This window comes from Mucilaginibacter sp. (assembly GCF_028288225.1).
Classification (GTDB): Bacteria; Bacteroidota; Bacteroidia; order Sphingobacteriales; family Sphingobacteriaceae; genus Mucilaginibacter.
In genome coordinates this window covers 47,953-71,563 of the sequence record NZ_JAQBOC010000078.1, presented here as the reverse complement: position 1 = coordinate 71,563, position 23,611 = coordinate 47,953, and the positions used below count along the sequence as shown (strand labels likewise).

Genomic DNA, 23,611 nt, shown 5'->3' with positions numbered 1-23,611 from the left:
TTGTAGATCCTAATTCGTGAAATTCGATTCAATTCGCACAAATTCGTGTCATTCCTTTCGTTAATTTTTGTTAAACTTATTGCTGTTTAAGTGCTATAACGATAATTATAACAGATAAACTTTTACCTTTAGGCTTAGGTTTCTTATTTTCGCAAATCAGGAAGGTGAAGGGCATTGGAATTGAGGCAATAAACAGGTCTCAAATCTCACGTCTCAAATCTCATATCTAAATACACATGGAAGAATTTGAAGCAAGCGCATCGTCAAAAAAAACTAAAACGATATATATTTCTACCGTTTTTGGCATTGCTATGGTACTGTCGATGATAGGGCTGCTTGGGCTGATATTGGTTGAAGCAAACAACCTGTCCAGGTATGTAAAGGAAAATATTGTGCTGAATGTTTTCGTTGATGATGCAGCGCATGAAACCGATGTATTGCAATTGCAAAAACAAATAGAAGGCAATACAATGGTTAAGCAAACCCAGTATGTAAGTAAAGAGCTTGCTGCCCGGAACCTGCAAAAAGACCTGGGTGAAGATTTTGTAAAATTCCTTGGATATAATCCCCTATCACAATCATTGGATATTTACCTTAAAGCTGAATATGCAAACAATGCTGATATAGAAAAATTCAAGGCCGGGCTGCTAAAAAACCCGTTGATAAAGGAAGTAAAATATCAAAAATCACTGGTTGACCAGATGAATGAGAACATTACAACTATAAGCCTGATCATCCTGGTATTTGCGGGCATATTTGTTGTTTTATCAGTGGCCCTGATCAATAACACCATCAGGCTGGCCATTTATTCGCAGCGCTTCCTGATCAAATCAATGCAGCTGGTTGGCGCAACAAAAGGGTTTATCCGCAAGCCGTTTATGCTTTATGGCATTTGGCATGGCCTTTTAGGCGGACTGATCGCGATAGTAATTTTAGTAGGGACCCTATCCCTCGCTTACAAAGAAATTCCCGACCTGATCATCCTCAGGAATTATACAGAATTCGGATTAATATTTGTAATGATATTAGGCATAGGGATCTTTATATCAGGGTTCAGCACCTTTTTGGCAGTGAACAAATTTTTACGTTTAAAAATATATAACCTGTATAGGTAGGGGTATTTCGGAGGTCGGATTTTCGATTTCGGATTTAAGAAAAATTTAATAATTCAAAAATATTCAATAACATGGCACAACAACAATTTAAACCAACTGCTCCGGTTAAAAACACAACCGCTGCCAAGCCGGCATATAAATCAACAGAAACAAAACCAGTAAGCTTTATATTTGATAAAGGCAATTACCGCTTATTTATTATAAGCATTGCTGTTGTAGCATTTGGTTTTATATTAATGAGCGGCACAACTGATATTTACAGCGCTACTAAAATTGTTATTGCCCCAATAGTTGTATTAGGAGGCTTTGCCCTGGGGTTTTTTGCAATATTTAAGAAGCCATCTGTGAAAGTTGATTGAGAGATTGGTTGATTGAGTTAAAAATTATCAACCTGATAAAACTTAATCCAACCCAAGCAACTTAATAAACCTGTGAAAGTTGATTAGGAGAGTGGTTGATTGAGTTTAAAAATCATCAACCAGCTAAAACTTATTCAACTTAATCCAACCCAATCAACTTAATAAACTTGCCCCCAACCCTATGAACATTATCCATGTTATAGTCCTTGCAATTATTGAGGGACTGACAGAATTTTTGCCGGTATCATCCACAGGCCATATGATCATTGCCTCATCTGTAATGAACATAGCTTCCGATCCCTTTGTAAAGCTTTTTACTATTGCTATCCAGTTGGGTGCAATTTTATCGGTAGTTGTACTTTACTATAAAAGGTTCTTAAAATCATTAAACTTTTATTACAAACTTTTTGTGGCTTTTATACCGGCAGCTGTTTTTGGCGTGTTGTTCAGTAAAAAAATAGATAGTCTGCTTGAAAGCGCGCTTACTGTAGGCATCACCATGTTTGTTGGCGGTATCATATTATTGTTTGTTGATAAATGGTTTAATAAGCCTACAATAAAAGAAGAAAAAGACATCAATTACCTTACTGCCCTTAAAATAGGCTTTTTTCAATGCCTCGCCATGATTCCCGGCACTTCCCGCTCAGCTGCATCAATTGTTGGGGGTATGTCGCAAAAGCTCAACCGCACAGCCGCTGCCGAATTCTCATTCTTTTTGGCTGTGCCTACCATGTTTGCTGCAACCGCAAAAAAGCTTTGGGACTTTCACAAAGAGGGTCATGTTTTTACCGGCGAGGAGATCAAATTTTTAGCGATCGGCAATGTTATAGCATTTATTATTGCCATGCTGGCTATCAAATCATTCATTACCTTTTTAGAGAAAAAAGGGTTCAGGATCTTCGGCTGGTATCGCATAGTTTTGGGTGCGATAATTATCGGGCTGATAGTTAGCGGGCACAATTTGCAAATGGTATAAATATTCTTTTCAATAAAAGACGCAATGCACTGCGTCTTTTGTTTTGTATTTCAGATTGAATTTTTTATACCTTTCTAAGGTAAACGCGAAGCATCACGCCTCTACAAGATTATCAATATAATAATTGATCATACGGGTATCTTGCCGTATGGATCTCTTTCACCTCTTCGTATAACAGCGTTTTGAATTCTTCAATGTTTTCTTTTTTGGTGGCTGATATAAATATTGCAGGGCAGTTGTTTTTGGCCATCCAGCTATTCCTGAAATCGCGTAATGTAAGCGGATCCTGCTGCTCTTCTAACTGATGCTGCTCCGGCTGAAAGGCATCTATCTTATTAAAAACGGTAATAACCCTTTTATCTATAGCGCCAATATCTTTCAATGTCTCGTTTACTGTTCTTATCTGGTCTTCAAAGTTATGGTGTGATATATCTACCACATGCACCAATATATCCGCTTCACGAACCTCATCCAGTGTCGATTTAAAGCATTCAACCAATTGGTGCGGCAGCTTACGGATAAACCCTACGGTATCTGATAGCAGAAAAGGAACATTCTCAATCACTACTTTCCTTACTGTAGTATCAAGCGTAGCAAACAGCTTATTCTCCGCAAACACCTCCGATTTGGAAATCATGTTCATGATGGTTGATTTGCCTACATTGGTATAGCCCACCAAAGCCACACGGATCATCTGGGTCCTGTTTTTACGCTGTGTTTCGTTTTGCCTGTCTATTTGTTTCAGCTTGTCTTTAAGCAGGGAGATCTTGTTCAGGATCAAACGCCTGTCCGTCTCGATCTGCGATTCACCCGGACCACGCATCCCGATACCACCTTTCTGGCGTTCCAGGTGGGTCCATAAACGGGTTAGGCGGGGCAGCAAGTATTGCAATTGTGCCAACTCAACCTGCGATTTAGCCTGGGCTGACTGCGCCCTGCCGGCAAAAATATCCAGGATCAGGTTGTTACGGTCAAGGATCTTTACCTGTAATTCATTTTCAATATTACGTAATTGCGATGGGGTAAGCTCATCGTCAAAAACCACCATATCAATCTCTTCTTCTATGACAAAGGCTTTAATGTCTTCCAGTCTGCCCGAGCCCACAAAAGTAGCCCTATCCGGCCGCTGCAGTTTTTGCGTGAAACTTTTTACCGTTTCGGCACCAGCCGTAGCCACTAAAAATTCAAGTTCTTCTAAATACTCCTTCGCCTGCTCATCTGTTTCGCCCTGGGTTATTACACCCACCAAAACAGCTCTTTCCTGCTTCACAGCAGTATCATAAAATTTTTGCTTCATTAACTAATGATTTACAATATGGATGCCAATATAATAAAATGGCAGTCATTAAGACTTTTTTGCAGAAGAAATTGGTGGTTATTCTTAATATACACGTCCACCCGGGTTTTTTAGCCCTCCTTGCGCGCAGCGAAGGGAAGGCAGGTCCATCCGCTAGCTAGCGGAGTCGACCGGGTGGGTAAATATGCGCGCTACATTTACGCTAATGCATTGGCGTAAATGCGCGGCGGGTTGACTCACCCGGGCATTGCTTCGCCCGGCGACCCTCTCTCCTTCGGAAACAGGGGAAAGATGATGGCTTTTTTCTGAACGTGAGGTTCCGTACCTGACAAAGTACCTTTCTCTGCTTTTCTACCGATATTGGACCCCGATGGGGCCACCTCCCGCTTACTTGCTATGTGCGGCCATGTAGTCAATCGTTAAATTACACAATGCTTTTACACCCAGTGTAAATCCGCTTTCATCAATAAAAAAGTCAGGTGTGTGATGTGCCGGTGCTTTCGCAGGGTCGCCGCCTTTAGGCATCCCGCCTAAGTGAATAAAAATTCCCGGCGCTTTTTGTTCGTAAAAACTAAAATCCTCTGCCCCGGTTTCAGCATTACGCAGGGAAACGTTTTCTTTACCGGCGGTTGCCTGCAAAGCTGGCAGCATTTGGGCAACTAATGCCGGATTGTTGTAAGTTATCGGATAATGATGTTCAAAGGGTATGGTAACTTCTGCGGTAGCGCCTGCAGCTTCGGCTGTTTTAGTAACGATAGTTTTAACCCTTTCTATAATCATTTTCTCATCATCATCATTTAAGGTGCGGATAGTACCTAACATGGTTACCGTTTCGGGAATAATATTTGACCGGTTGCCGCCATTAATAGCACCGATAGTCACTACAGCACCATTGCGGGTTATTTGCAGGTTGCGGCTAACAATAGTTTGCAGGGCGTTGATGATCTGCGCCGATGTTACAATAGGATCAACGCTCGACCATGGATAAGCCCCGTGCGCCTGTTTACCGGTTACAACAATCTTCATGGGGTTCACCGCAGCCATATCCCCGCCAGGGCGATAGGTTATAGTACCCGCAGGCTGATAAGATTGAATGTGCAAACCAAATACGGCATCTACATGCGGATTTTCCATTACGCCTTCCTTAACCATTTCTTCGGCGCCGCCTTTTTCACCGGCGGGTAATCCTTCTTCTGCGGGTTGAAAAATAAATTTAACCGTTCCGTGTAAGTCCTTTTTCATTGAAGTTAAAACATCAGCTACACCCATCAGGATAGACATGTGCGAATCATGTCCGCAGGCATGCATCACACCAACTTCCTGCCCGTTGTATATGGTTTTTACTTTTGATGCAAAGGGCACAGGGGTACGTTCTGTTACTGGCAGTGCATCCATATCGGCACGGAGGGCCACAACCGGCCCGGGTTTGCCACCGCGCAATATGGCTACAACACCTGTGGTTGCTACGCCTGTTTTTACTTCAAGCCCCAATGACTGCAAATATTTAGCAATGATGCCCGAAGTGCGAACCTCGTGGTTACCCAGTTCAGGATGTTCGTGAAAATCACGCCGCCAGGCTATGATCTGGTCTTGAAGTGCATAGGCTTTTTTGCTAACATCCTCTTTAACTGATTTTGTTTGTGCAAATGCAGATATGGAAGAAACGAGAAAGAGAAACAGGTATAATTTTTTCATATGGAGGATTTTCCCCTAATATAAAAAATAATTGACAGCCCAAAAAGTCTTGAGTTTTTTAAAAACACGAAATCTTATCTCAGTGATCTTTGTGCCCTCTTTGTGATCTCTGTGGTAAAAAGTTAACCAGTAGAGATCGCAAAGGATGCACTGAGTGACACGGAGATTTTATTTGATTGATATTAGAAATTCATCCGTATCAATCAATTCCCCTGTTTTATCTTCAGCTATTGCTTTTGCCATTACAAAATCCTCAATATCATCCTCAGTAAAATATTTAACAGATAAACCCATCTTTTGAGCGATGTCGGCTAAAAGCTTAATATCCTTTTTCGAATTACCTGATATGATTACTGATTCCATCTACAACATCGGCTATAAAACCGTCTTTATCTTCAATTCATTCATCTGTGTATCAGCAATGGTCGAGGGAGTATCGATCATCACATCGCGACCAGAGTTATTTTTAGGGAAAGCGATCACATCACGGATAGAATCCAGTCCTGCAAAAATTGAACATAACCTGTCGAAGCCGAACGCAATACCACCATGCGGAGGTGCGCCGTATTCAAAGGCATCCATCAAAAAGCCAAATTGTTTCTGTGCTTCTTCAGGCGAAAAGCCTAAATGCTTAAACATTAGTGACTGCAAAGCACGATCATGGATCCTGATTGAACCACCGCCTATCTCGGTACCGTTAATCACAAGGTCATATGCGTTCGCCCTGACTTCACCAGGTGCTGTGTCCAGCATGGCAATATCCTCTGGTTTTGGCGAAGTGAACGGGTGGTGCATGGCATGGTAACGGCCAGTCTCTTCATCCCATTCAAGCAAAGGAAAATCAAGTACCCATAATGCGGCAAAAGTATTTTTATCGCGCAAGCCCAAACGGTTACCCATTTCCAGCCGCAGCTCGTTCAATTGCTTACGTACTTTATCTGTTTGTCCGGCAAGCACCAATATCAGGTCACCCGGCTCAGCGTTGAAAGCAGCTGCCCAGTTGGTCAGTTCATCCTCATTATAAAACTTGTCAACTGAAGATTTTAAAGTACCGTCGGTATTGTAACGGCAATAGATCATCCCGGTAACGCCAATTTGCGGGCGTTTTAACCATTCGGTCAATTCATCAATTTGCTTGCGGGTATAATCGGCGCAGCTTTTTGCGTTAATACCCACAACCAGCTCGGCATTATCAAAAATGCTGAACCCTTTGCCTTTAACAACATCATTCAGTTCAACAAACTCCATCCCGAAACGGATATCCGGCTTATCAGAACCATATAAACGCATCGCATCAGCATACTGCATTCTTGAGATAGCAGGCAGATTAATACCTTTTACTGTTTTAAACAGGTGGTGGGTTAGCCCCTCAAATATGTTTAAGATATCTTCCTGGGTAATGAAAGCCATCTCACAGTCAATCTGTGTAAACTCAGGCTGACGGTCGGCCCTTAAGTCCTCGTCCCTGAAACATTTTACAATCTGGAAATAACGGTCGAAACCGCTAACCATCAGCAATTGCTTAAATGTTTGCGGCGATTGTGGCAAAGCGTAAAACTCACCTGGGTTCATGCGGCTTGGCACCACGAAATCGCGCGCGCCTTCGGGAGTCGATTTGATCAGCACCGGGGTCTCCACTTCGATAAAATCACGTCCATCCAAATATTTGCGCACTTCCTGTGCCATTTTGTGGCGCAGCATCAGGTTGTTACGGATAGGATTGCGGCGCAGGTCAAGATAGCGGTACTTAGCGCGAAGCTCTTCGCCGCCATCGGTTTCATCCTCTATCATAAACGGAGGAATTTTTGCCGCATTCAATATTTCTATATCGGTTACACCAATTTCAATATCGCCGGTTACCATTTTTGCATTCTTGCTGGTACGCTCCAGCACCTTGCCGGTAACCCTGATCACAAACTCACGACCAAGGCTTCTGCTTACTTCGCGCAGTGTAGCATCACTATCGGTATTAAAAACCAGCTGGGTTAATCCATAACGGTCGCGAACATCAATAAATGTTGTTCCGCCAAGGTCGCGTGATTTTTGCACCCAACCGCATAAAGTTACCGTTTCACCTAAATGACTGATATTTAATTCGCCGCAAGTATGTGTTCTTAACATGATTGTGTTTTAAAAAGTCTGCAAAAGTAGGGTTTTAGTCGGAAAGTCCGAAAGTCCGGAAGTCCGAAAGTGCCAATAACAATAGAAAAAGTGATAAATCTTTCGGACTTTACTGACTTTTCCGACTTTCGGACTATCTTTGTCCTAATAATTCTCAAGGGGTGCCTTGCTTTGGTCGCAAAATATGCTGCAGCGTATTTTACCAAACTGAAAGACAGGCTGAGATCAAACCCGTTGTGATAAGTACAAAGTCTTAAGTCAAAAGCCTTAAGTCTGCAAAAGCAGACCAATGACCAATGACACAATGACCAATGACTTCCCACATACACCTGATCCGGGTAATGCCGGCGTAGGGAGAGGTAACAAGTTAAGTGTACTGCGTAGTCGCCCTGATACGGAGATGGTTTAACTAAATTTTATTTTATTAATCATTTTGAAAAATTTATTTGCGGCATTTATTGCCCTGCTGCTGCCTGTTATGGCGGCGGCCCAGCTTTCCATTTCGGGAAAGATCACAGACAAGCAGACCGGCGAAGCACTGCCTGGAGCTACCATTACTTTATCCAACTCTGCCGCCAGCGCAGTTTCAGATGTTAACGGAAAGTATCACATTGATAACCTCAAAAGTGGCGCATACACTTTAAAAGTATCGTTCATTGGCTATCAAAATACTGTAAAAAACATTTCATTAAATGCTGATGCAGTAAACGATTTTTCCTTAAGCCGCAGCACATTATTTACTGAAGAAGTTACGGTAAGCGCTACCCGTGCAACAGAAAAATCGCCTACGGCTTTTACCAATCTGAATAAAAAGGACATTGAAAAAAACAATTCGGGTCGTGGATTTGAGTATTTGCTGGAGCAAACGCCATCAACGGTGGTCACTTCAAATGCCGGGGCAGGTGTTGGCTATACCAGTATCCGCATCCGCGGCTCGGATGCTACCCGAACAAACGTAACGCTTAACGGCATCCCGCTTAATGATGCGGAAGACCAGGGCGTTTATTTTGTAGACCTGCCCGATCTGGCTTCGTCCGTCGATAACATCCAGGTGCAGCGCGGTGTAGGTACATCTACCAATGGCGCCGGAGCCTTTGGCGCCAGCATCAACATCCAAACCACCACCCGGCGCGATACTGCTTATGCGGAGCTGAATAATTCGGCAGGATCATATGGTACGGTAAAGAATACGGTAGGCTTTGGTACAGGATTGCTTAATGATCACTTTAGTTTTGACGGACGGGCTTCCAGGATAAATTCTGACGGATATATTGACCGCGCATCCTCCGATCTTAAATCATTCTTTTTAAGCGGCGCTTATTATGGCAAAAAAAGTGTGCTGCGGTTGAATGTATTTTCGGGTTATGAAAAAACTTACCAGGCCTGGGATGGAGTGCCTGAAGACAGCATAAAATTTGGTAACCGCAGGTATAATGAGCTTGGTTATATCAACTCAAGCAATAGTTTTTACAAAAACCAAACAGACAACTATACGCAAAACTATTACCAGCTACTTTACAATCAACAACTTAGCGATAAGCTTTCATTTAGCGGTGCGCTACACCTTACCAGGGGTTATGGTTATTATGAGGAGTATAAAAACAATGAGCCGGTTTCGGCTTATGGTTTAAAGCCTGTAATTATCGGTGCCGATACTTTGGCAAATACCGATTTGGTAAGGCGGCTTTGGCTGAGCAATTACTTTTATGGCGCAACCTATAATTTAACTTACAAGCCAAACAACGATTTGGATTTAATACTTGGCGGTGCCTATAACGAATATAAAGGCGACCACTACAATAATATTGAATGGACACAGCAAAGCACCACCATTCCGCCCGATTACGAATATTCACGCAATCACGCTAAAAAAACAGACTTCAATATTTTTAGCAGGGCCGAATATCGTTTAGGCAAGTTGCTGTTATATGGCGATCTGCAATACCGTCATATCTCCTATTCGTTTTTAGGGTTCGATCAAGACCTTAATAACGTGCAGCAGCAGGTCGGGCTTAATTTTTTTAACCCCAAGGCAGGTATTACCTATCAAATCAATTCAAACAGTAACGTATATGCGTCTGTAGCTGTTGGCAATCATGAACCCAACCGCAACGATTTTGTAAACTCATCGCCGCAGAGCCGACCAAAGGCTGAGCATTTAACAGATTTTGAGGCAGGCTACCGGATAAATGAAACAGCCTTTAGCGGCAGCATCAACGGTTTTTACATGCTTTACAAAAACCAGCTGGTGTTAACAGGTTCGCTTGATGATGTTGGCGAAGCTATCCGCACCAATATAAAAGACAGCTACCGTGCCGGGATTGAGGCCAGCGCCCGTGTAAAAATAGCGCAGCAATTAAGCTGGTTTGTAAATGCTACATTAAGTACCAATAAAGTAAAAAACTTTACACAATACCTGCAGAACTATGATACAGGCACTTTAGATGCAACGCAGTATAAAAAAACCGACATCGCGTACTCACCTGATTTTACATCGTCAAGCACAATCAGCTATCATCCTATAAAAAATGGGGAAATAGCTTTTATCAGCAAATATGTAAGCAGGCAGTATTTGGATAATACATCAACCCAAAGCCGCTCAATTGATGGCTATTTTGTAAATGATGTGCGGCTTAATTATAATTTCAGCATAAAAGGCATTAAAAACGTAGGTGTTGGTTTGCTGGTAAACAATGTGTTCAGCAAAAAATACTTGTCGGACGGGGCTACCTACCCGGATATTGAGGGTGGTAAAGTGGTGAATTATAATTACTTTTTCCCGCAGGCGCCGGTTAACTTTTTGGCATCGCTGAACCTCAGATTTTAAAAAGTAGCAGTGGCAGTAAGTAGTAGCAGTAGTGTAATTTTCGCTGCGACTACTTACTCCTACTGCCACTCAATTTACTACTATGAATCTACATCATTGGATCCAACTTTTCATCGATCAAGTCAACCAAACTACACTTTGGGAGTGGCTGGCGGTGCTGTTTGGTGTAACGGAAGTATTACTTGCCAAAGTGAATAACATCTGGCTTTATCCAACAGGCATAGCAGGCACGTTTATCGGTATCTATATTTTACTGATAGCCGGCCTGTATGCAGAATCGGCGCTGAATGTTTATTATTTGGTAATGAGTGTTTATGGCTGGTACCACTGGATAAAAAAGCGGAACGGACCACCTGTAAAAATTACATGGTCAACCCGCACGGAATGGACAATTACATTGCTAATTGTATTTGCCGGATGGCCGGTACTTTATGTGATCCTCAAAAATTTTACTACATCAAACGTTCCTGTGTGGGATGCCTGGGTAGCGTCAACGGCGTGGGCCGGGATGTGGCTGCTGGCAAAGCGCAAGCTTGAAAACTGGATCCTGCTGAATGTATCCAACCTGTTTGCTATCCCGTTGCTGTGCTATAAAAACCTCATCATGTTTTCGGCCCTTACCCTGTTTTTATTTATTGTGGCTTTTTTTGGCTTTTTTGAATGGCTTGCCATTTGGAGAAAAGAAAAGGCCGCTGAAAACACTTTAATAACCCAATAAAATGAAAAACATAAACCTGCATCCTTCAGTTTTTATTGATATTGAGGATGTAAATATTATAAGAAATACAGCCGCTGAGGCGGAACAACTGGGGATGCTCCATCCCGAACAATTACAGTTAATTTACAAGAATCACTGGTTTAAGTTACTGGTTCCAGCAATCTACAGTGGCCAACAGATAACTTTGCTCAGCCTGCTGCAGCTGCAGGAAGCCATTAGCTGGGCTGATGGCAGCACCGGCTGGGTTGTTACTTTATGTAACGGCGCTGGCTGGTTCGGAGGTTTCATTTCTCCCGAAATTGCCCATGAGATCTTTAGCGATCCTAAGGTTTGCCTTGCGGGCAGCGGTGCAGTATGCGGCACAGCAGAGATCACAGCAAATGGGTATAGTGTAAATGGTGTGTGGAAATATGCCAGCGGTGCACATCACGCAACTCACATTACCGCCAATTGCGCCATTAAAAAAGGCGGGAACCCTGTTTTGAATGATAATGGCGAACCCTTAATATTACCTTTCATTTTTGATAAAAAGAATGTAACTATTTTGCCTGCATGGAAATATATTGGCATGGTCGCCACAGGAAGCGATGCCTTTGAAGTTAAAGATTTGGAAGTTTCGCTAAATCGCCAATTTAAAATAGACCCAATTGCTGCAATTATTCCCGATCCCTTATACCTGTATCCCTTTTTACAGCTTGCAGAGGCTACTATCGCTGTTAATTTATCGGGCATAGCCATTCATTTTATGGATCTGTGCGAAGACATCTTTTATGAAAAAATAAAACTGCCAAAACTTACAGATCAGCAAAGAACTTTTTTAATGAATGAGCTGATGAGGTTAAAAAATGAGCTTGCCCTACTGCGAAAAGATTTTTATGAGGCGGTAGAAAAATCATGGGATGCAATTCAAAATGCTAAGAAGATCCCCGAAGAGATCCTAAACCAGGTAAGCAGCACCAGCCGCAAGCTTGCACATGCAAGCAGGGAAAGTGTTGATACGCTTTATCCGTTATGCGGTTTAATTGCGGCAAGTACTGAAACTGAAATTAACAGGGCCTGGCGCGACCTGCATACTGCCAGTCAGCACGCTTTGCTGGCATTCAATTTTCCTGTGTCTTAATTTTAACTTGTGGTAACGCAAATATCACATTGAATTTTAATTGCATTGCTGATATTTGCGCTACTTAACAATTTTTTAAGATGAAAATCAAACATCTATCCTTTTTAATATTAGCTTTTGCAGCCATTTCCGTATCGGCACAAACAAAAAAGAAAAAACCGGCGGTTATAAATGCTGCGGCCACTACTACTGCCTCCACTGAACTTCCCCGTCCAAAACTGGTAGTAGGTATAGTTGTTGACCAGATGCGCTGGGATTACCTTTACCGCTATTACGACCGCTACACAAACAATGGCTTTAAGCGTTTATTAAATGAAGGTTTTAGCTGCGAAAACACACAAATTGATTATATTCCAACTGTAACTGCTGCGGGCCACACTTGTATTTATACAGGTTCAGTGCCTGCTATTCACGGTATTGCGGGTAACGATTTTATTATCCAGGCTACGGGAAGATCCATGTATTGCACCGAAGATACTACGGTACAAACAGTGGGCAGCACATCAACAGCAGGGAAAATGTCGCCGCGCAATATGCTGGTGACTACTGTTACAGACGAACTTAAACTGGCTACCAATTTCCGTTCAAAAGTTATTGGGATAGCATTGAAGGACCGCGGTGGGATCTTACCCGCCGGTCATACTGCCAATGCTGCCTATTGGTTTGATGATAAAAGCGGCAACTGGATCACCAGTACGTATTACATGAAGGACCTGCCACAATGGGTAAAAGATTTTAATGACCAGAAACTGCCGGAAACCTATTTAAAACAGGACTGGAATACGCTTTACCCCATTGAAACTTACGTACAAAGCACTGCTGACGACAGCAAATATGAAGGTAAATTTAAAGGGATGGACGCACCCACCATGCCGGTAAAAACATCGTCATTATATAAAGGTAATTTAGGTTTGATCCGCTCAACTCCTTATGGTAATACATTAACGCTTGACCTTGCCGTTGCTGCTATTAACGGCGAACAATTGGGACAGCATTCTGTAACGGATTTTTTAGCCGTTAGCTTTTCATCCACTGATTATATTGGTCACCAGTTTGGTGTAAATGCTGTTGAAACAGAAGATACTTACCTTAGGTTAGACCGTGATTTTGCAACATTCTTCACCTACCTTGATGCTAAAGTTGGCAAGGGAAATTATACCGTTTTTTTAACCGCCGACCATGGCGCAGCTCACAACACAGCATTTTTAAAAGACAAGGAAATTCCTGCTGATGTGTGGGATGATGCGGCGGCTTTGAAGAACTTAAATCAGTATTTACAGGATAAATATAAAGCCGATCACCTGGTTTTGAGTCTTACCAATTACCAGGTTAATTTAAATTATAAGGATGTAAGGTACCTGCACCTGGATGAAAATGTGTTAAAACAGGATTGCATAAGCTTCCTTGAAAAGGATCCGGCAATAGCATTTGCTGTAGATATGCAAAAGGCGCAAACTGCTGATATTCCTGAAGCTTTGCGTACGCGCATTATAAACGGATACAGTGTTGAGCATAGCGGTGTGGTGCAAATAATTTTAAAGCCGGGATATTTTTCCGGGCGTACACCTGCAGACGGAGTGGCAACAGGAACCACACACGGCACCTGGAACCCATATGATAACCATATCCCGCTGGTATTTATGGGCTGGGGCGTTAAACATGGCAGCCTTACCCGCGAAACACACATGACGGATATTGCAGCCACCGTGGCGGCTTTATTGCACATACAGGCGCCAAACGGCAGTATAGGGCATCCGATAAGCGAAGTGCTGAAGTAAAACTAAGATTTGTAGGATTAGAAGATTTCAGGATTTTCTGATCCTACGAATCCTTACATCCTATAAATCCTAGTTTAACCATGAAAAAGTATATCTCTAAATTTCATTACTTAACACAGGATCTGCATACGCGCAGCCATTTAAAGCAGGCCACTATTGCCTGCGAGGCTGGGGCTAACTGGATCCAGTACCGCTGTTTAACCAAGCCGGACGATGAACTGGTTGAGGAGATAAATGAAATTGCGGCACTTTGTGACGATTGGGGTACTACGCTGATCCTCACCAACCATTACCACCTGCTGGATAAAGTTGATGCACAGGGCGTACATATTGAAGATTTTGATGCTGATTTTAAAGCAATAAGGAAAATTATTGGCAATGATAAAACGCTTGGTGCATCAGCCACAAACATCACCCGTTTACTGGCCGTACAAAATACCGGCGTTGTTGATTATTGCGGATATGGACCTTTTGCGCTCACCAACACCAAAGCAAATGACTTTCCATTGCTGGGTTTTGAAGGCTACCGGGAGCTGGAAAAGCATCCTGAAATAACCATCCCGGTAATAGCAGTCGGTGGCATCCACATTGAAGACGTTGATCCGCTAATAAAAACCGGAATTTACGGCATAGCCGTATCGGCGGCAGTTAACCTGGCAGTTGATACAGCCCGGGCATTGAGGGATTTTTATAAAAAGATCTATTAATATTGTCTGAATCAGGATTTACAGAATTAAAGAATTAACAGAATTCTTTTGGGTAAATATGTAAATGGCGTTATTGATGCCTTAAATTCGCGAATTAACATCTTGAAAATTCTTTAATTCTGAAAATTCTGATCTCATGTCATCACACCATGTAGTTCGCGAAAAACAGGAGCCTGCATTGCTGGTGCTTGGGCTTGATAATTTTACTGATGAATTGCTGGGCCAGCTGCTGGAATGGAGCCCTACCGTTATTACCACACCGCACACTGCCGAAAGACTGAATGCTTACGGTATAAAAATAGATTGGATAATTACCAATAATGCCGATGAGGTTTTACAATCGGATGTTAAGCTGATGCCCGTCAATAATGATAGTTTAATAAGCGCCGCTTTAAAACACCTTACCGGCAATGGCTTCCCTGCTGTGAATATTGTGACCGATGAATTAAACCTGGCAGATTATGAGCCCTATGCCGCCCAAATAAACCTGGTAATTTTTAATGACGGCAAAAAAATATATCCTATAAATCCAGGATTTAGTAAATGGAAACCGGCAGGGGAAACCATTGAACTATTGACAGAGGCTAAAGGATTTCACTTTAAAGGCCTGGAAAAGATCAGCAGCAACCGGTATAAAACCGTAAGCGACGGCCTTTTTAGCCTGCATTTTGATAACCCGTTTTTGTTTATTGCCGAGCATCTATAACTATTCACCAAACTTTATGTGAATAATCAATTTAAGTAGCGTATTGTCACTCTCTTTAATGAAACCGGCCCATCATTTCGGGATAAGTTTCGGGGCAATCCTGGTAAACACGCCCGGCGCAAGTCTTGTTAGCCAAAGTGCGATCCGCTCACCGCTAAATTTCCCGATATAAGGCTCGAAGGAACCTCTTTTAATGGCTTTCATGATCTGTTTGGCGGCGCGGTCTGCCGGAAGGCCGTTTTCTATATTTTCAGAAGGCTTACCTAAACCGTATGCATTGTTGGTGACGGCATATAAGGAAATATTGGTACGGATATAACCCGGCGTAAGTATAGTTACTTTAATATTATTAGCCGCTACCTCCGCCCGCAGGCAGTCAAAAAAACCGTGAAGGGCATGTTTAGCAGCCGCATAGGCCGACCGCATGGGTGTACCTATTTTACCCATAACGCTGCTGGTAATTACAAAATGTCCTGCTTTACGCGCTATAAAATGAGGCAGCAGCGCCCGGGTGAGCACCACATAACTAAAATAATCCAGCTCCATTAACCGGCGATGCACCTCTATTTCTGTTTCGATGACCAGGGAGCGCTGGGTTACACCTCCGTTATGTACCATGATATCTATCCCGCCAAAGCATTTAATTGCTTCTGCTACCATGCCTTCCAACAAATCTGCATAAGAAAGATCCAATGGGAGCAATTGAACTTGTTCAGGGACCTTACAACCTTGTTTAACCCGTTCCAGTTCCGGCAGCCTTCTGCTTGACAATATGAGCTTTGCGCCGCTGGCTGACATTGCATAAGCAAGGGCTTCGCCAATCCCCGAAGAAGCACCCGTGATCCAGATGACCTTATTATTAAAATAATTGTCCATTTAACTTATTTCTTCTCAATTATGAACCCGGTACTTTTGTCCTAATTTAATTAAAAATCCGGAACATGGCCTTAACAAAAACCAGAAAGAAGCCTCATTAAAAAAGAAGGTAACATTTTACACCCCCCTGTCAATTCCCATGTAACGTTGTACCTCTAAATTTCGTATATTTACAATAGTAGACCATTATTAACTCACCTGGTTAAAAGCTGTTTGTAATAATTCCGCTTCATTTTAAAACCAAGCTTGTTTTTTGGTTATACTTACAAAATAATTTATTGCGCATTAAACCGTTTATCAAGATTTTAGTCTATAAAATATAAACCGACTGAAAACCGATTTACATAATTCGCAAATAACAATATTTCATCATGAAAACTGCATATAAAAATTTATTAAACACCACGTTAGGCGTACTGGTATGTGCGTTTTTAGCAACTTCTGTAAGTGCACAGCACAGACCATCCACAAGTGGAGGTGGAGGAGGTGGTGGTGGCGGCGGTAGCAGCAGCAATAGCAGCCCCGCGCCTTCAAGACCGGCTCCGAGCAGCAGTCCGGCACCCTCTTTCAGTCAGCCGCGTTCAAGCGGTAATGTTGGGATTTCAAGGCCATCAGTTTCTCAAAGGCCAGCAGGAGGCCAGGGCCAGCAAAGTGGCGTACGCCCCAGCTTTTCTCAACGTGGCGGCTACTCACCACGTGTAGGAGTTTCGCAGCGTAACAATTATGGCTTTAATCAGCGTCCTTCTACAAGTGCAAGAGGTAACTACGGTTATGCCCCGCGTACTTTTGATGCTAACCACAGACCGGCTACCGGCGGCTACCGCAGCTCTCCACGCGTTGGATACGGCCATGGCGGTTACTGGGGAAATCATAACTATTACCATTACAACCATGGATATTATAATTCATATTATTATCCGCGCCTTGGATTTTCAATTGGTATACTGCCATATGGTTACTATCCTTTTTACTATGGCGATTTCCAATATTATTATAGCGATGGGTTGTTTTATCAATATGATAACAATCAATACACCGTTGTTGAACCACCTGTTGGAGCAGAAGTAAAAGAACTGCCCGAAAAAGCCCAGTCTATTGTAATAAACGGACAACAGTATTATGAGCTGAATGGTGTATACTATCAGCCTGTTACCAAGGATGATGGCACAGTTGTTTACCAGGTTGCCGGTAAAGATGGCCAGCTGAACACTGGTACCGATGTACAGGATGACCAGTACCAGGGCCCGCAAATGGGTGACATAGTTGGTGATCTGCCTCCTGATTGCAGGAAGATAAAAGTTAACGGCGAAAAGCTATATGTGTCTCCGGATGGTGTTTACTACCAGGAGCAAACTGACAGCAAAGGCAATAAAACCTATAAAGTTGTAGGCCTGCCATCTGACGATCAGCCAGAACAAAACTAAGGGAGTTATATAAATTATTAAAAAGGTGATCTGCTAATGCGGGTCACCTTTTTTTGTTTACTTAATTAATTGATATAATAGGATTACCTGGTTGAAGCCACATTAATTAAATTAGCATTTTACTGCTTACCTTTAAACCATGGCGAAGCGCCTTATCTGTCTTTTCCTTTTTATCTTAATAAACACCACGTTTGCTTTTGCATTCCATAAAAAAAGTGGGCTAAAGTTTTTCAGGGCCGATAACAGCAAGATCCGTTACGTTGGCAGGATGGGCTTTTCAAACATGCCGATATGATCTGGTTACTACGAGAAATATCAGAGCTTCAATTAATCCTTTTTAATAAAATTACCGTTCTCATCAAAAATAAGGTCCATTCCTTTTATTTCAGCCTCATACATGGTTTTGCCGGCAGCGTCCGTTACTTTACCTGCCTCTTTTATCTTAGCGCCTTTATAGTGTGCCTTAATGTATGGTGCAACGCTTTTAGGCAGGCCAGCTATTGGAATGGCTTTAACAATTTCAATAAATGTACCTGTAGGTGTAAACATAACAGAGTTATCCTCGCCGGATTTTCCACCCCAATTGGCCTCATAATTACCTTTTTCTTTTTCCCAGCTAACTTTAGTGGCTTCGGGATATTTTTTTGATAATGATTCTTTTACCACAGCAGGTACCGCCGATGCTTTTAGATCCTGCGCTTTAAGGCCGCTGCCTGCCAATGCAATAGCAGCGGCTAATATTAATCTTTTTTTCATATTGGTTTTTATTTGTTTAATCAATTATAAAAATTCATTCTGTAGAAAGGTTGATGATATTTTGTAGAAAATCTGTTTGATCAATTGAAACTGCAGATACTGTAAGGGCTAAAGATATTATTTAAGCCTTTTCAGATACCATAAACTTTACAACTTCTGCAACTCTTGCAACTTATTACAAACTTTACAACTTTTACAACCTTTACAACTTCTATAACAATTAAAGCACATCACAACCAAAGCCCGGTTATTATAAGTATCTTTATAGAAATCACAGCGCTCATGATCTTGTTTTCAAGAAGAAACCTACATTATTCCGATTATAAATGGACTGCCTACGTACAGAACGATCCCCGTGTTAATGGCAAGCCGGATGATACGCTTTTTAATAAGGAAGAGGGTAATGAAGTTGTTTACCTGATAAATAAGCTGATGATATTTTGGGATTACCGCTTTGCCAATACCGGCAACAAAATGGAAAAGCTCATCCATGATAAACTGCCTGAAACTATCACCAAACAGGAAGAAGTGCAGCAATGGTTAAAGGATAATTTGAAGTTTTAGGAAGATCGTTTATTGGTATCATTAATTCATTGTTAAACGCGGGTATCATTCCTTTGGCAATGGTTATACGGGTTTGAACATGATTCCCTTATTAAAGGATTTTAATCATGGCAATCCTACAATCATGGTTCAAAAAATTAGTAACTATGCTTAGAGAGCGTAATTCAGCAAGTGCTTTCGACCTCAGGGAAATCGCTTTAAAAAAATAGCAGTACCAATAATCGGTAGAAAACGGCGATAACTAAACGTCTGATTTTATTAGCATGTTTGATATGACCACTCCCGCAGGCCTTCGACCTGCGCTATTATATGTCGCCCTTTCAGGGCTTGATGTTTTTGGTTCTACTACAATGTTAAAGGCCTGAAAGGTCGTAATACATTAGCGCAGGTCAAAGGCCTGCGTAATAAATGGCGGTTGAAATTCTAAAAGCGATTTCCCTGCTTTCGACCTTAACCTTTTACCTTTCCCACAAAAAAATACTATCTTAGCATGCCAACCCACAATTTTGCATGAAAACTATTACCTGTTTATCCGCAGCTGTTTTATTTTGCAGCTTTGCCCTTGCCCAACCAATGAATACAAAAGCTATAACTTATCCCGAAACCAAAAAGGTTGATACCTCTAATAATTATTTTGGCACCAATGTACCTGACCCTTACCGCTGGCTGGAGGACGACCGCGCTACAGATACCAAAGCCTGGGTGCAGGCCGAAAACAAGGTTACACAGGCGTACCTGGACCAGATCCCTTACCGTGATGCCATGCATGCACGCCTTAAGCAATTATGGAACTACGAAAAATACAGCGCCCCTTTTAAGGAAGGCAAATACACCTATTTTTATAAGAACGATGGCTTGCAAAGCCAGGCGGTTTTATGGCGGCAGGTGGGCGATGGTACACCGGAGATTTTCCTTGATCCTAACAAATTCTCTGCCGATGGCACTACTTCCATGCAGGGAATAGACTTTACAAAAGACGGCAGCATGGCTGCCTACCAGCTTTCAGAAGGCGGCAGCGACTGGCGCAAAGTCATAGTCATAAAAACAACCGATAAAAGCATTGTGGGCGATACACTTATTGATATAAAGTTTAGCGGCATAGCCTGGAAGGGAAACGAAGGCTTTTATTACAGCAGCTACGATAAGCCAAAAGCCGGAAGCCAGCTGGCCGGCATAACGCAATACCATAAGCTGTTTTATCACAAGCTGGGCACCCCACAAAGCAGCGATGTTTTGATATTTGGAGGTGATAAAACACCGCGGCGGTACATAGGTGCGTCATTGACAGAAGATGAGCGTTTTTTGGTGATCTCCGCCGCCAAAGAAACCACCGGCAATGAGCTTTACATACAGGACCTAAGTAACCCCAACGGCCTTATTATTAACGTTGTTGATAATTTTGATAATCAGCACAACATACTGGGCAACGTTGGCAGCAAGCTATACATATTAACCAACCTGTACGAACCCAATTTTAAAGTAGTAACGGTTGACGCGGCAGATCCAAAACCCATAAACTGGAAAGATCTTATTCCTGCCACCAGCAATGTGCTGAGTGCAACAACAGGCGGCGGAAAGATCTTTGCCGAATACCTTAAGGATGCGACCTCGTTTGTGCAGCAGTATAACATGGATGGCAAGCTGGAGAGAACCATCGCCCTGCCATCTATAGGTACGGCAAGCGGATTTGGCACCAAGCTGGAGGAGAAAGAAACGTATTACACCTTTACTAATTATGTTTACCCAGGCACCATTTTTAAGCTTGACATTGCCAGTGGCGTATCAACGGTTTACAAAAAATCGGGGGTTCAATTTGATCCGGAGCAGTATGAGAGCAAGCAAGTTTTCTATAAGTCGAAGGATGGCACTAAGATCCCGATGCTGATTACCTACAAAAAAGGCACGGTTATGAATGGTAAAAACCCGTTGCTGCTGTATGCCTATGGCGGTTTTGGCGTTAACCTTACGCCGGCCTTCAGCACATCCAACATTATACTGATGGAACATGGCGGCATTTACGCTGTGCCTAACCTGCGTGGTGGCGGCGAGTATGGCGAAAAGTGGCACAAAGCAGGTATAAAAATGAAAAAGCAAAATGTGTTTGACGATTTTATTGCAGCAGCAGAATACCTCATCAAAAATAAATATACTTCAAAAGATTACCTGGCTATTGCAGGCGGATCAAACGGTGGCTTGCTGATAGGTGCTGTTATGGCCCAGCGGCCCGACCTGTGTAAGGTTGCTTTCCCGGCAGTAGGTGTTATGGATATGCTGCGCTACAATCAGTTTACCGCAGGTGCAGGCTGGAGCTATGATTATGGCACTGCCGAAGACAGCAAGGAAATGTTTGAATACCTGTATAATTATTCGCCTTACCATGCTTTAAAACCGGCTGATTATCCTGCAACAATGGTCACAACAGCAGATCATGACGACCGCGTGGTACCTGCCCATTCATTTAAATTTGCTGCCCGGTTACAGGAATTCCAGAAAGGCCCGGCCCCAACGCTAATCCGCATAGAAACTAAAGCTGGTCACGGCGCAGGCCAAAGCACCGAGCAGGTAATAAGCGGGCAAGTGGACAAGTGGGCATTCATGTTTTGGAATATGGGGGTGCGGTTTTAGTTAATGATTAGAGGCTGGAGATTAGTTTATGAATAACGGCCTTATGTTTCGTTAAAAATAACTTAAGTTATATAGAAGAGACCAGGAGAAATACATTAGCTGCCGCGTTGGGGTTGCCAGCGTAGATGTTCGGAAGCTATTAATTTGTCATCCAACGAGATAAAATCCACTGGAAGAAGGAAAAATGACAAGAGTGGGACTGTCATGGTGAGCTTGTCGAACCACGACGTGTGTAGAGGCCTCAGCACCATGCTTAACATGCGGATAGGCCTCTACACACGTCGTGGTTCGACAGGCTCAGGGTGACAAGCCCATAGGATGTTCAAAATATAATTTGTCATTCTGAGCGACAGCGAAGGATCTTCTACGCGGGATGGGAACGCAGGACAAGTATAGCGGCGGCTTATCAGTTGGATAAGATCCTTCACTGCGTTCAGGATGACAAAGGGGTTAATTTATTATATTTTGATCCCGGGGAGGATATATTTTAAGAAAAACATTGACAGCCAATTTCGACCAAACCAATGATAAGTTATGATAAAACTTAAAATATCACTTTTAACAGCAATCGCGATGCTGCTTTATATTGCCGGCGCATCTGCGCAGGCAAAAAAAGATCTCAGCATTGTATTTATTGGCAACAGTATTACGTATGGTGCAGGACTAAGCGACCCGGCAACGGAAGCGCCGCCGGTTATAGCTGTAAATTATTTAAAGCAGCAAAGCAACATTGGCAAGGTTGAATTTGTAAACCAGGGACATAGCGGTTATACCACAGTTGATTTTTTACCGTCAACAAACGGCGTATTTAAGGATGTTGAAAAGGCGGCAAAAACTTTTACAGATAAACAGGCGCTGCTGATTTTCTCCGTTAAGCTGGGCACAAATGACAGCGCTATTGAAGGCCCGAGGGGTGCACCGGTTTTCCCTGAGGTATATTATCAAAATTTAAAAACAATTGCCGATAGCCTGCTGAAAGAATTCCCTAACAGTATAGTCATTTTCCAGCACCCTGTTTGGTATAGTCCCAATACCTATAACGGCTCCAAATACCTTGCTGAGGGCTTGGAACGTCTGCAAAACTACCTGCAACAAATAGATCAGCTGGTGGAGGATTATGCTGCAACCTATCCTAAACGTGTTTTTGTGGGCGATACTAAAGCTTTTGATTATTTTAAGAAACATTCCCTTACTGATTTCCAGGCCGAGGCGGGGCACCAGGGCACTTTTTACCTGCACCCCAACAAGCAAGGTGCCGTAGCTTTAGGTAACTTTTGGGGCGAGGCAATAAATAAGGTGCTGAAAAAGATGGGGAAATAATAAAACATAACGTTTTGGGTGTGTTAGCAACCAAAAAGCCCCGGTAAAACGGGGCTCTCTTATTTAATTGTAGTAATATATTAGTGATTATGCCCGTGGCCTCTGTCACCATGATCTTTGTCACGTCCGTGGCCTCTGTCGCCGTGATCTCTGTCACCACCTCTGTTGCCATGATCACCGCGCTGGCCATAATGGTTTCCATTATCATGCCAGTGGTTACGATAGCGTTCATCACGGCTGTCCCTGATAACTACCTGGTCCCTGCGGCCCCTGTATTCAGCATACCTTGTACGGTAAATATTATTACGTTCCCACGGGTTACGCTCATTTACTACTACTTTGTAGCCATGGTATCTGTCATAACTGCGATACCTTACGGGTAAATAAGTACGATGTACCCATACATTATTTTCATAATAAACATAACGGTGTGCCGGTACATCATAGTAGGCATTAATATCAGGCATATAGTAATAATCGGCATGGTCATATCCAACAGGGCCCCAATCAGGCTGACTCCCGATGTTTAATCCCAAGCTAACGCTAACCTGCGCATCGGCTACTTTTATTGACAAACAGCTAAGTATTATTGCTGCTATAAAAATTGACTTCTTCATAATAAATATA

Annotated in this window: 21 protein-coding genes; 14 read left to right on the top strand and 7 right to left on the bottom strand. The window is 42.6% G+C overall.

The window, feature by feature from the left end; genetic code table 11:
* Positions 1-236 precede the first annotated feature (236 nt).
* The 3 genes from JWQ54_RS23355 (at position 237) to JWQ54_RS23345 (ending at position 2,450) form a co-directional block, all read left to right on the top strand.
* On the top strand, positions 237-1,115 hold the full coding sequence (locus JWQ54_RS23355; protein ID WP_299589975.1) for a permease-like cell division protein FtsX: 879 nt from the start codon (positions 237-239) through the stop codon (positions 1,113-1,115).
* A 71-nt stretch (positions 1,116-1,186) separates the two neighbouring features.
* Positions 1,187-1,474: a DUF3098 domain-containing protein gene (locus JWQ54_RS23350; protein ID WP_299589974.1), complete on the top strand. Its 288-nt coding sequence runs from the start codon at positions 1,187-1,189 to the stop codon at positions 1,472-1,474.
* Between the two features lie 181 nt (positions 1,475-1,655).
* Positions 1,656-2,450, top strand: a complete 795-nt coding sequence (locus JWQ54_RS23345) for an undecaprenyl-diphosphate phosphatase (protein WP_299589973.1) — start codon at positions 1,656-1,658, stop codon at positions 2,448-2,450.
* A gap of 112 nt (positions 2,451-2,562) precedes the next feature.
* Here the strand turns inward: JWQ54_RS23345 and hflX are convergent, their stop codons facing one another.
* The 4 genes from hflX to aspS form a co-directional block, all read right to left on the bottom strand.
* Complete coding sequence (gene hflX / locus JWQ54_RS23340) at positions 2,563-3,747, bottom strand: GTPase HflX (RefSeq protein WP_299589972.1); 1,185 nt, start codon at positions 3,745-3,747, stop codon at positions 2,563-2,565.
* Between the two features lie 387 nt (positions 3,748-4,134).
* Positions 4,135-5,442 carry an amidohydrolase gene (locus tag JWQ54_RS23335; RefSeq protein ID WP_299589970.1) on the bottom strand — a complete coding sequence of 436 codons (1,308 nt, stop codon included), beginning with the start codon at positions 5,440-5,442 and terminating at the stop codon, positions 4,135-4,137.
* 168 nt (positions 5,443-5,610) lie between these two features.
* The gene (locus tag JWQ54_RS23330) at positions 5,611-5,805 is read right to left on the bottom strand and encodes a hypothetical protein (RefSeq protein ID WP_299589969.1); all 195 of its coding nucleotides are present in this window, start codon (positions 5,803-5,805) and stop codon (positions 5,611-5,613) included.
* Between the two features lie 12 nt (positions 5,806-5,817).
* Positions 5,818-7,563 carry an aspartate--tRNA ligase gene (gene aspS, locus JWQ54_RS23325; RefSeq protein ID WP_299589967.1) on the bottom strand — a complete coding sequence of 582 codons (1,746 nt, stop codon included), beginning with the start codon at positions 7,561-7,563 and terminating at the stop codon, positions 5,818-5,820.
* Between the two features lie 433 nt (positions 7,564-7,996).
* Here aspS and JWQ54_RS23320 point away from each other — a divergent pair, with 433 nt between their 5' ends.
* The 6 genes from JWQ54_RS23320 to JWQ54_RS23295 all read left to right on the top strand — a co-directional run bounded on the left by JWQ54_RS23320 (position 7,997) and on the right by JWQ54_RS23295 (position 15,419).
* A complete protein-coding gene (locus JWQ54_RS23320) occupies positions 7,997-10,390 on the top strand; it encodes a TonB-dependent receptor (RefSeq protein WP_367187131.1) in 2,394 nt (797 codons plus the stop codon).
* Between the two features lie 82 nt (positions 10,391-10,472).
* Complete coding sequence (gene pnuC / locus JWQ54_RS23315) at positions 10,473-11,108, top strand: nicotinamide riboside transporter PnuC (protein WP_299589966.1); 636 nt, start codon at positions 10,473-10,475, stop codon at positions 11,106-11,108.
* A gap of 1 nt (position 11,109) precedes the next feature.
* On the top strand, positions 11,110-12,228 hold the full coding sequence (locus JWQ54_RS23310) for an acyl-CoA dehydrogenase (RefSeq protein ID WP_299589965.1): 1,119 nt from the start codon (positions 11,110-11,112) through the stop codon (positions 12,226-12,228).
* Positions 12,229-12,308: 80 nt separating this feature from the next.
* Complete coding sequence (pafA, locus tag JWQ54_RS23305; protein WP_299589963.1) at positions 12,309-14,006, top strand: alkaline phosphatase PafA; 1,698 nt, start codon at positions 12,309-12,311, stop codon at positions 14,004-14,006.
* A gap of 80 nt (positions 14,007-14,086) precedes the next feature.
* Complete coding sequence (locus tag JWQ54_RS23300; RefSeq protein ID WP_299589962.1) at positions 14,087-14,713, top strand: thiamine phosphate synthase; 627 nt, start codon at positions 14,087-14,089, stop codon at positions 14,711-14,713.
* A 136-nt stretch (positions 14,714-14,849) separates the two neighbouring features.
* Positions 14,850-15,419, top strand: coding sequence for a thiamine diphosphokinase (locus JWQ54_RS23295; protein WP_299589961.1), 570 nt, complete (start codon positions 14,850-14,852; stop codon positions 15,417-15,419).
* Between the two features lie 72 nt (positions 15,420-15,491).
* Here the strand turns inward: JWQ54_RS23295 and JWQ54_RS23290 are convergent, their stop codons facing one another.
* Complete coding sequence (locus JWQ54_RS23290; RefSeq protein WP_299589959.1) at positions 15,492-16,295, bottom strand: SDR family oxidoreductase; 804 nt, start codon at positions 16,293-16,295, stop codon at positions 15,492-15,494.
* A 371-nt stretch (positions 16,296-16,666) separates the two neighbouring features.
* Here JWQ54_RS23290 and JWQ54_RS23285 point away from each other — a divergent pair, with 371 nt between their 5' ends.
* Both JWQ54_RS23285 and JWQ54_RS23280 read left to right on the top strand, forming a co-directional pair.
* On the top strand, positions 16,667-17,719 hold the full coding sequence (locus tag JWQ54_RS23285; RefSeq protein WP_299589958.1) for a DUF6515 family protein: 1,053 nt from the start codon (positions 16,667-16,669) through the stop codon (positions 17,717-17,719).
* A 139-nt stretch (positions 17,720-17,858) separates the two neighbouring features.
* Positions 17,859-18,014: a hypothetical protein gene (locus JWQ54_RS23280; RefSeq protein ID WP_299589956.1), complete on the top strand. Its 156-nt coding sequence runs from the start codon at positions 17,859-17,861 to the stop codon at positions 18,012-18,014.
* A gap of 32 nt (positions 18,015-18,046) precedes the next feature.
* On the opposite strand, the gene JWQ54_RS23275 is transcribed toward JWQ54_RS23280, so the two are convergent.
* Positions 18,047-18,475, bottom strand: coding sequence for a PepSY-like domain-containing protein (locus JWQ54_RS23275; protein ID WP_299589955.1), 429 nt, complete (start codon positions 18,473-18,475; stop codon positions 18,047-18,049).
* Between the two features lie 165 nt (positions 18,476-18,640).
* Between JWQ54_RS23275 and JWQ54_RS23270 the strand changes: the two genes are divergently transcribed.
* From JWQ54_RS23270 to JWQ54_RS23260, 3 genes are all read left to right on the top strand, one after another.
* Positions 18,641-19,039, top strand: coding sequence for a hypothetical protein (locus tag JWQ54_RS23270; RefSeq protein ID WP_299589954.1), 399 nt, complete (start codon positions 18,641-18,643; stop codon positions 19,037-19,039).
* 573 nt (positions 19,040-19,612) lie between these two features.
* Positions 19,613-21,664: a prolyl oligopeptidase family serine peptidase gene (locus JWQ54_RS23265; protein WP_299590011.1), complete on the top strand. Its 2,052-nt coding sequence runs from the start codon at positions 19,613-19,615 to the stop codon at positions 21,662-21,664.
* Positions 21,665-22,198: 534 nt separating this feature from the next.
* Positions 22,199-22,984 carry a GDSL-type esterase/lipase family protein gene (locus tag JWQ54_RS23260; RefSeq protein ID WP_299589953.1) on the top strand — a complete coding sequence of 262 codons (786 nt, stop codon included), beginning with the start codon at positions 22,199-22,201 and terminating at the stop codon, positions 22,982-22,984.
* An 80-nt stretch (positions 22,985-23,064) separates the two neighbouring features.
* On the opposite strand, the gene JWQ54_RS23255 is transcribed toward JWQ54_RS23260, so the two are convergent.
* Positions 23,065-23,601 (bottom strand): hypothetical protein, encoded by a 537-nt coding sequence (locus tag JWQ54_RS23255; RefSeq protein ID WP_299589952.1) that lies wholly within the window; start codon positions 23,599-23,601, stop codon positions 23,065-23,067.
* Positions 23,602-23,611: the final 10 nt, after the last annotated feature.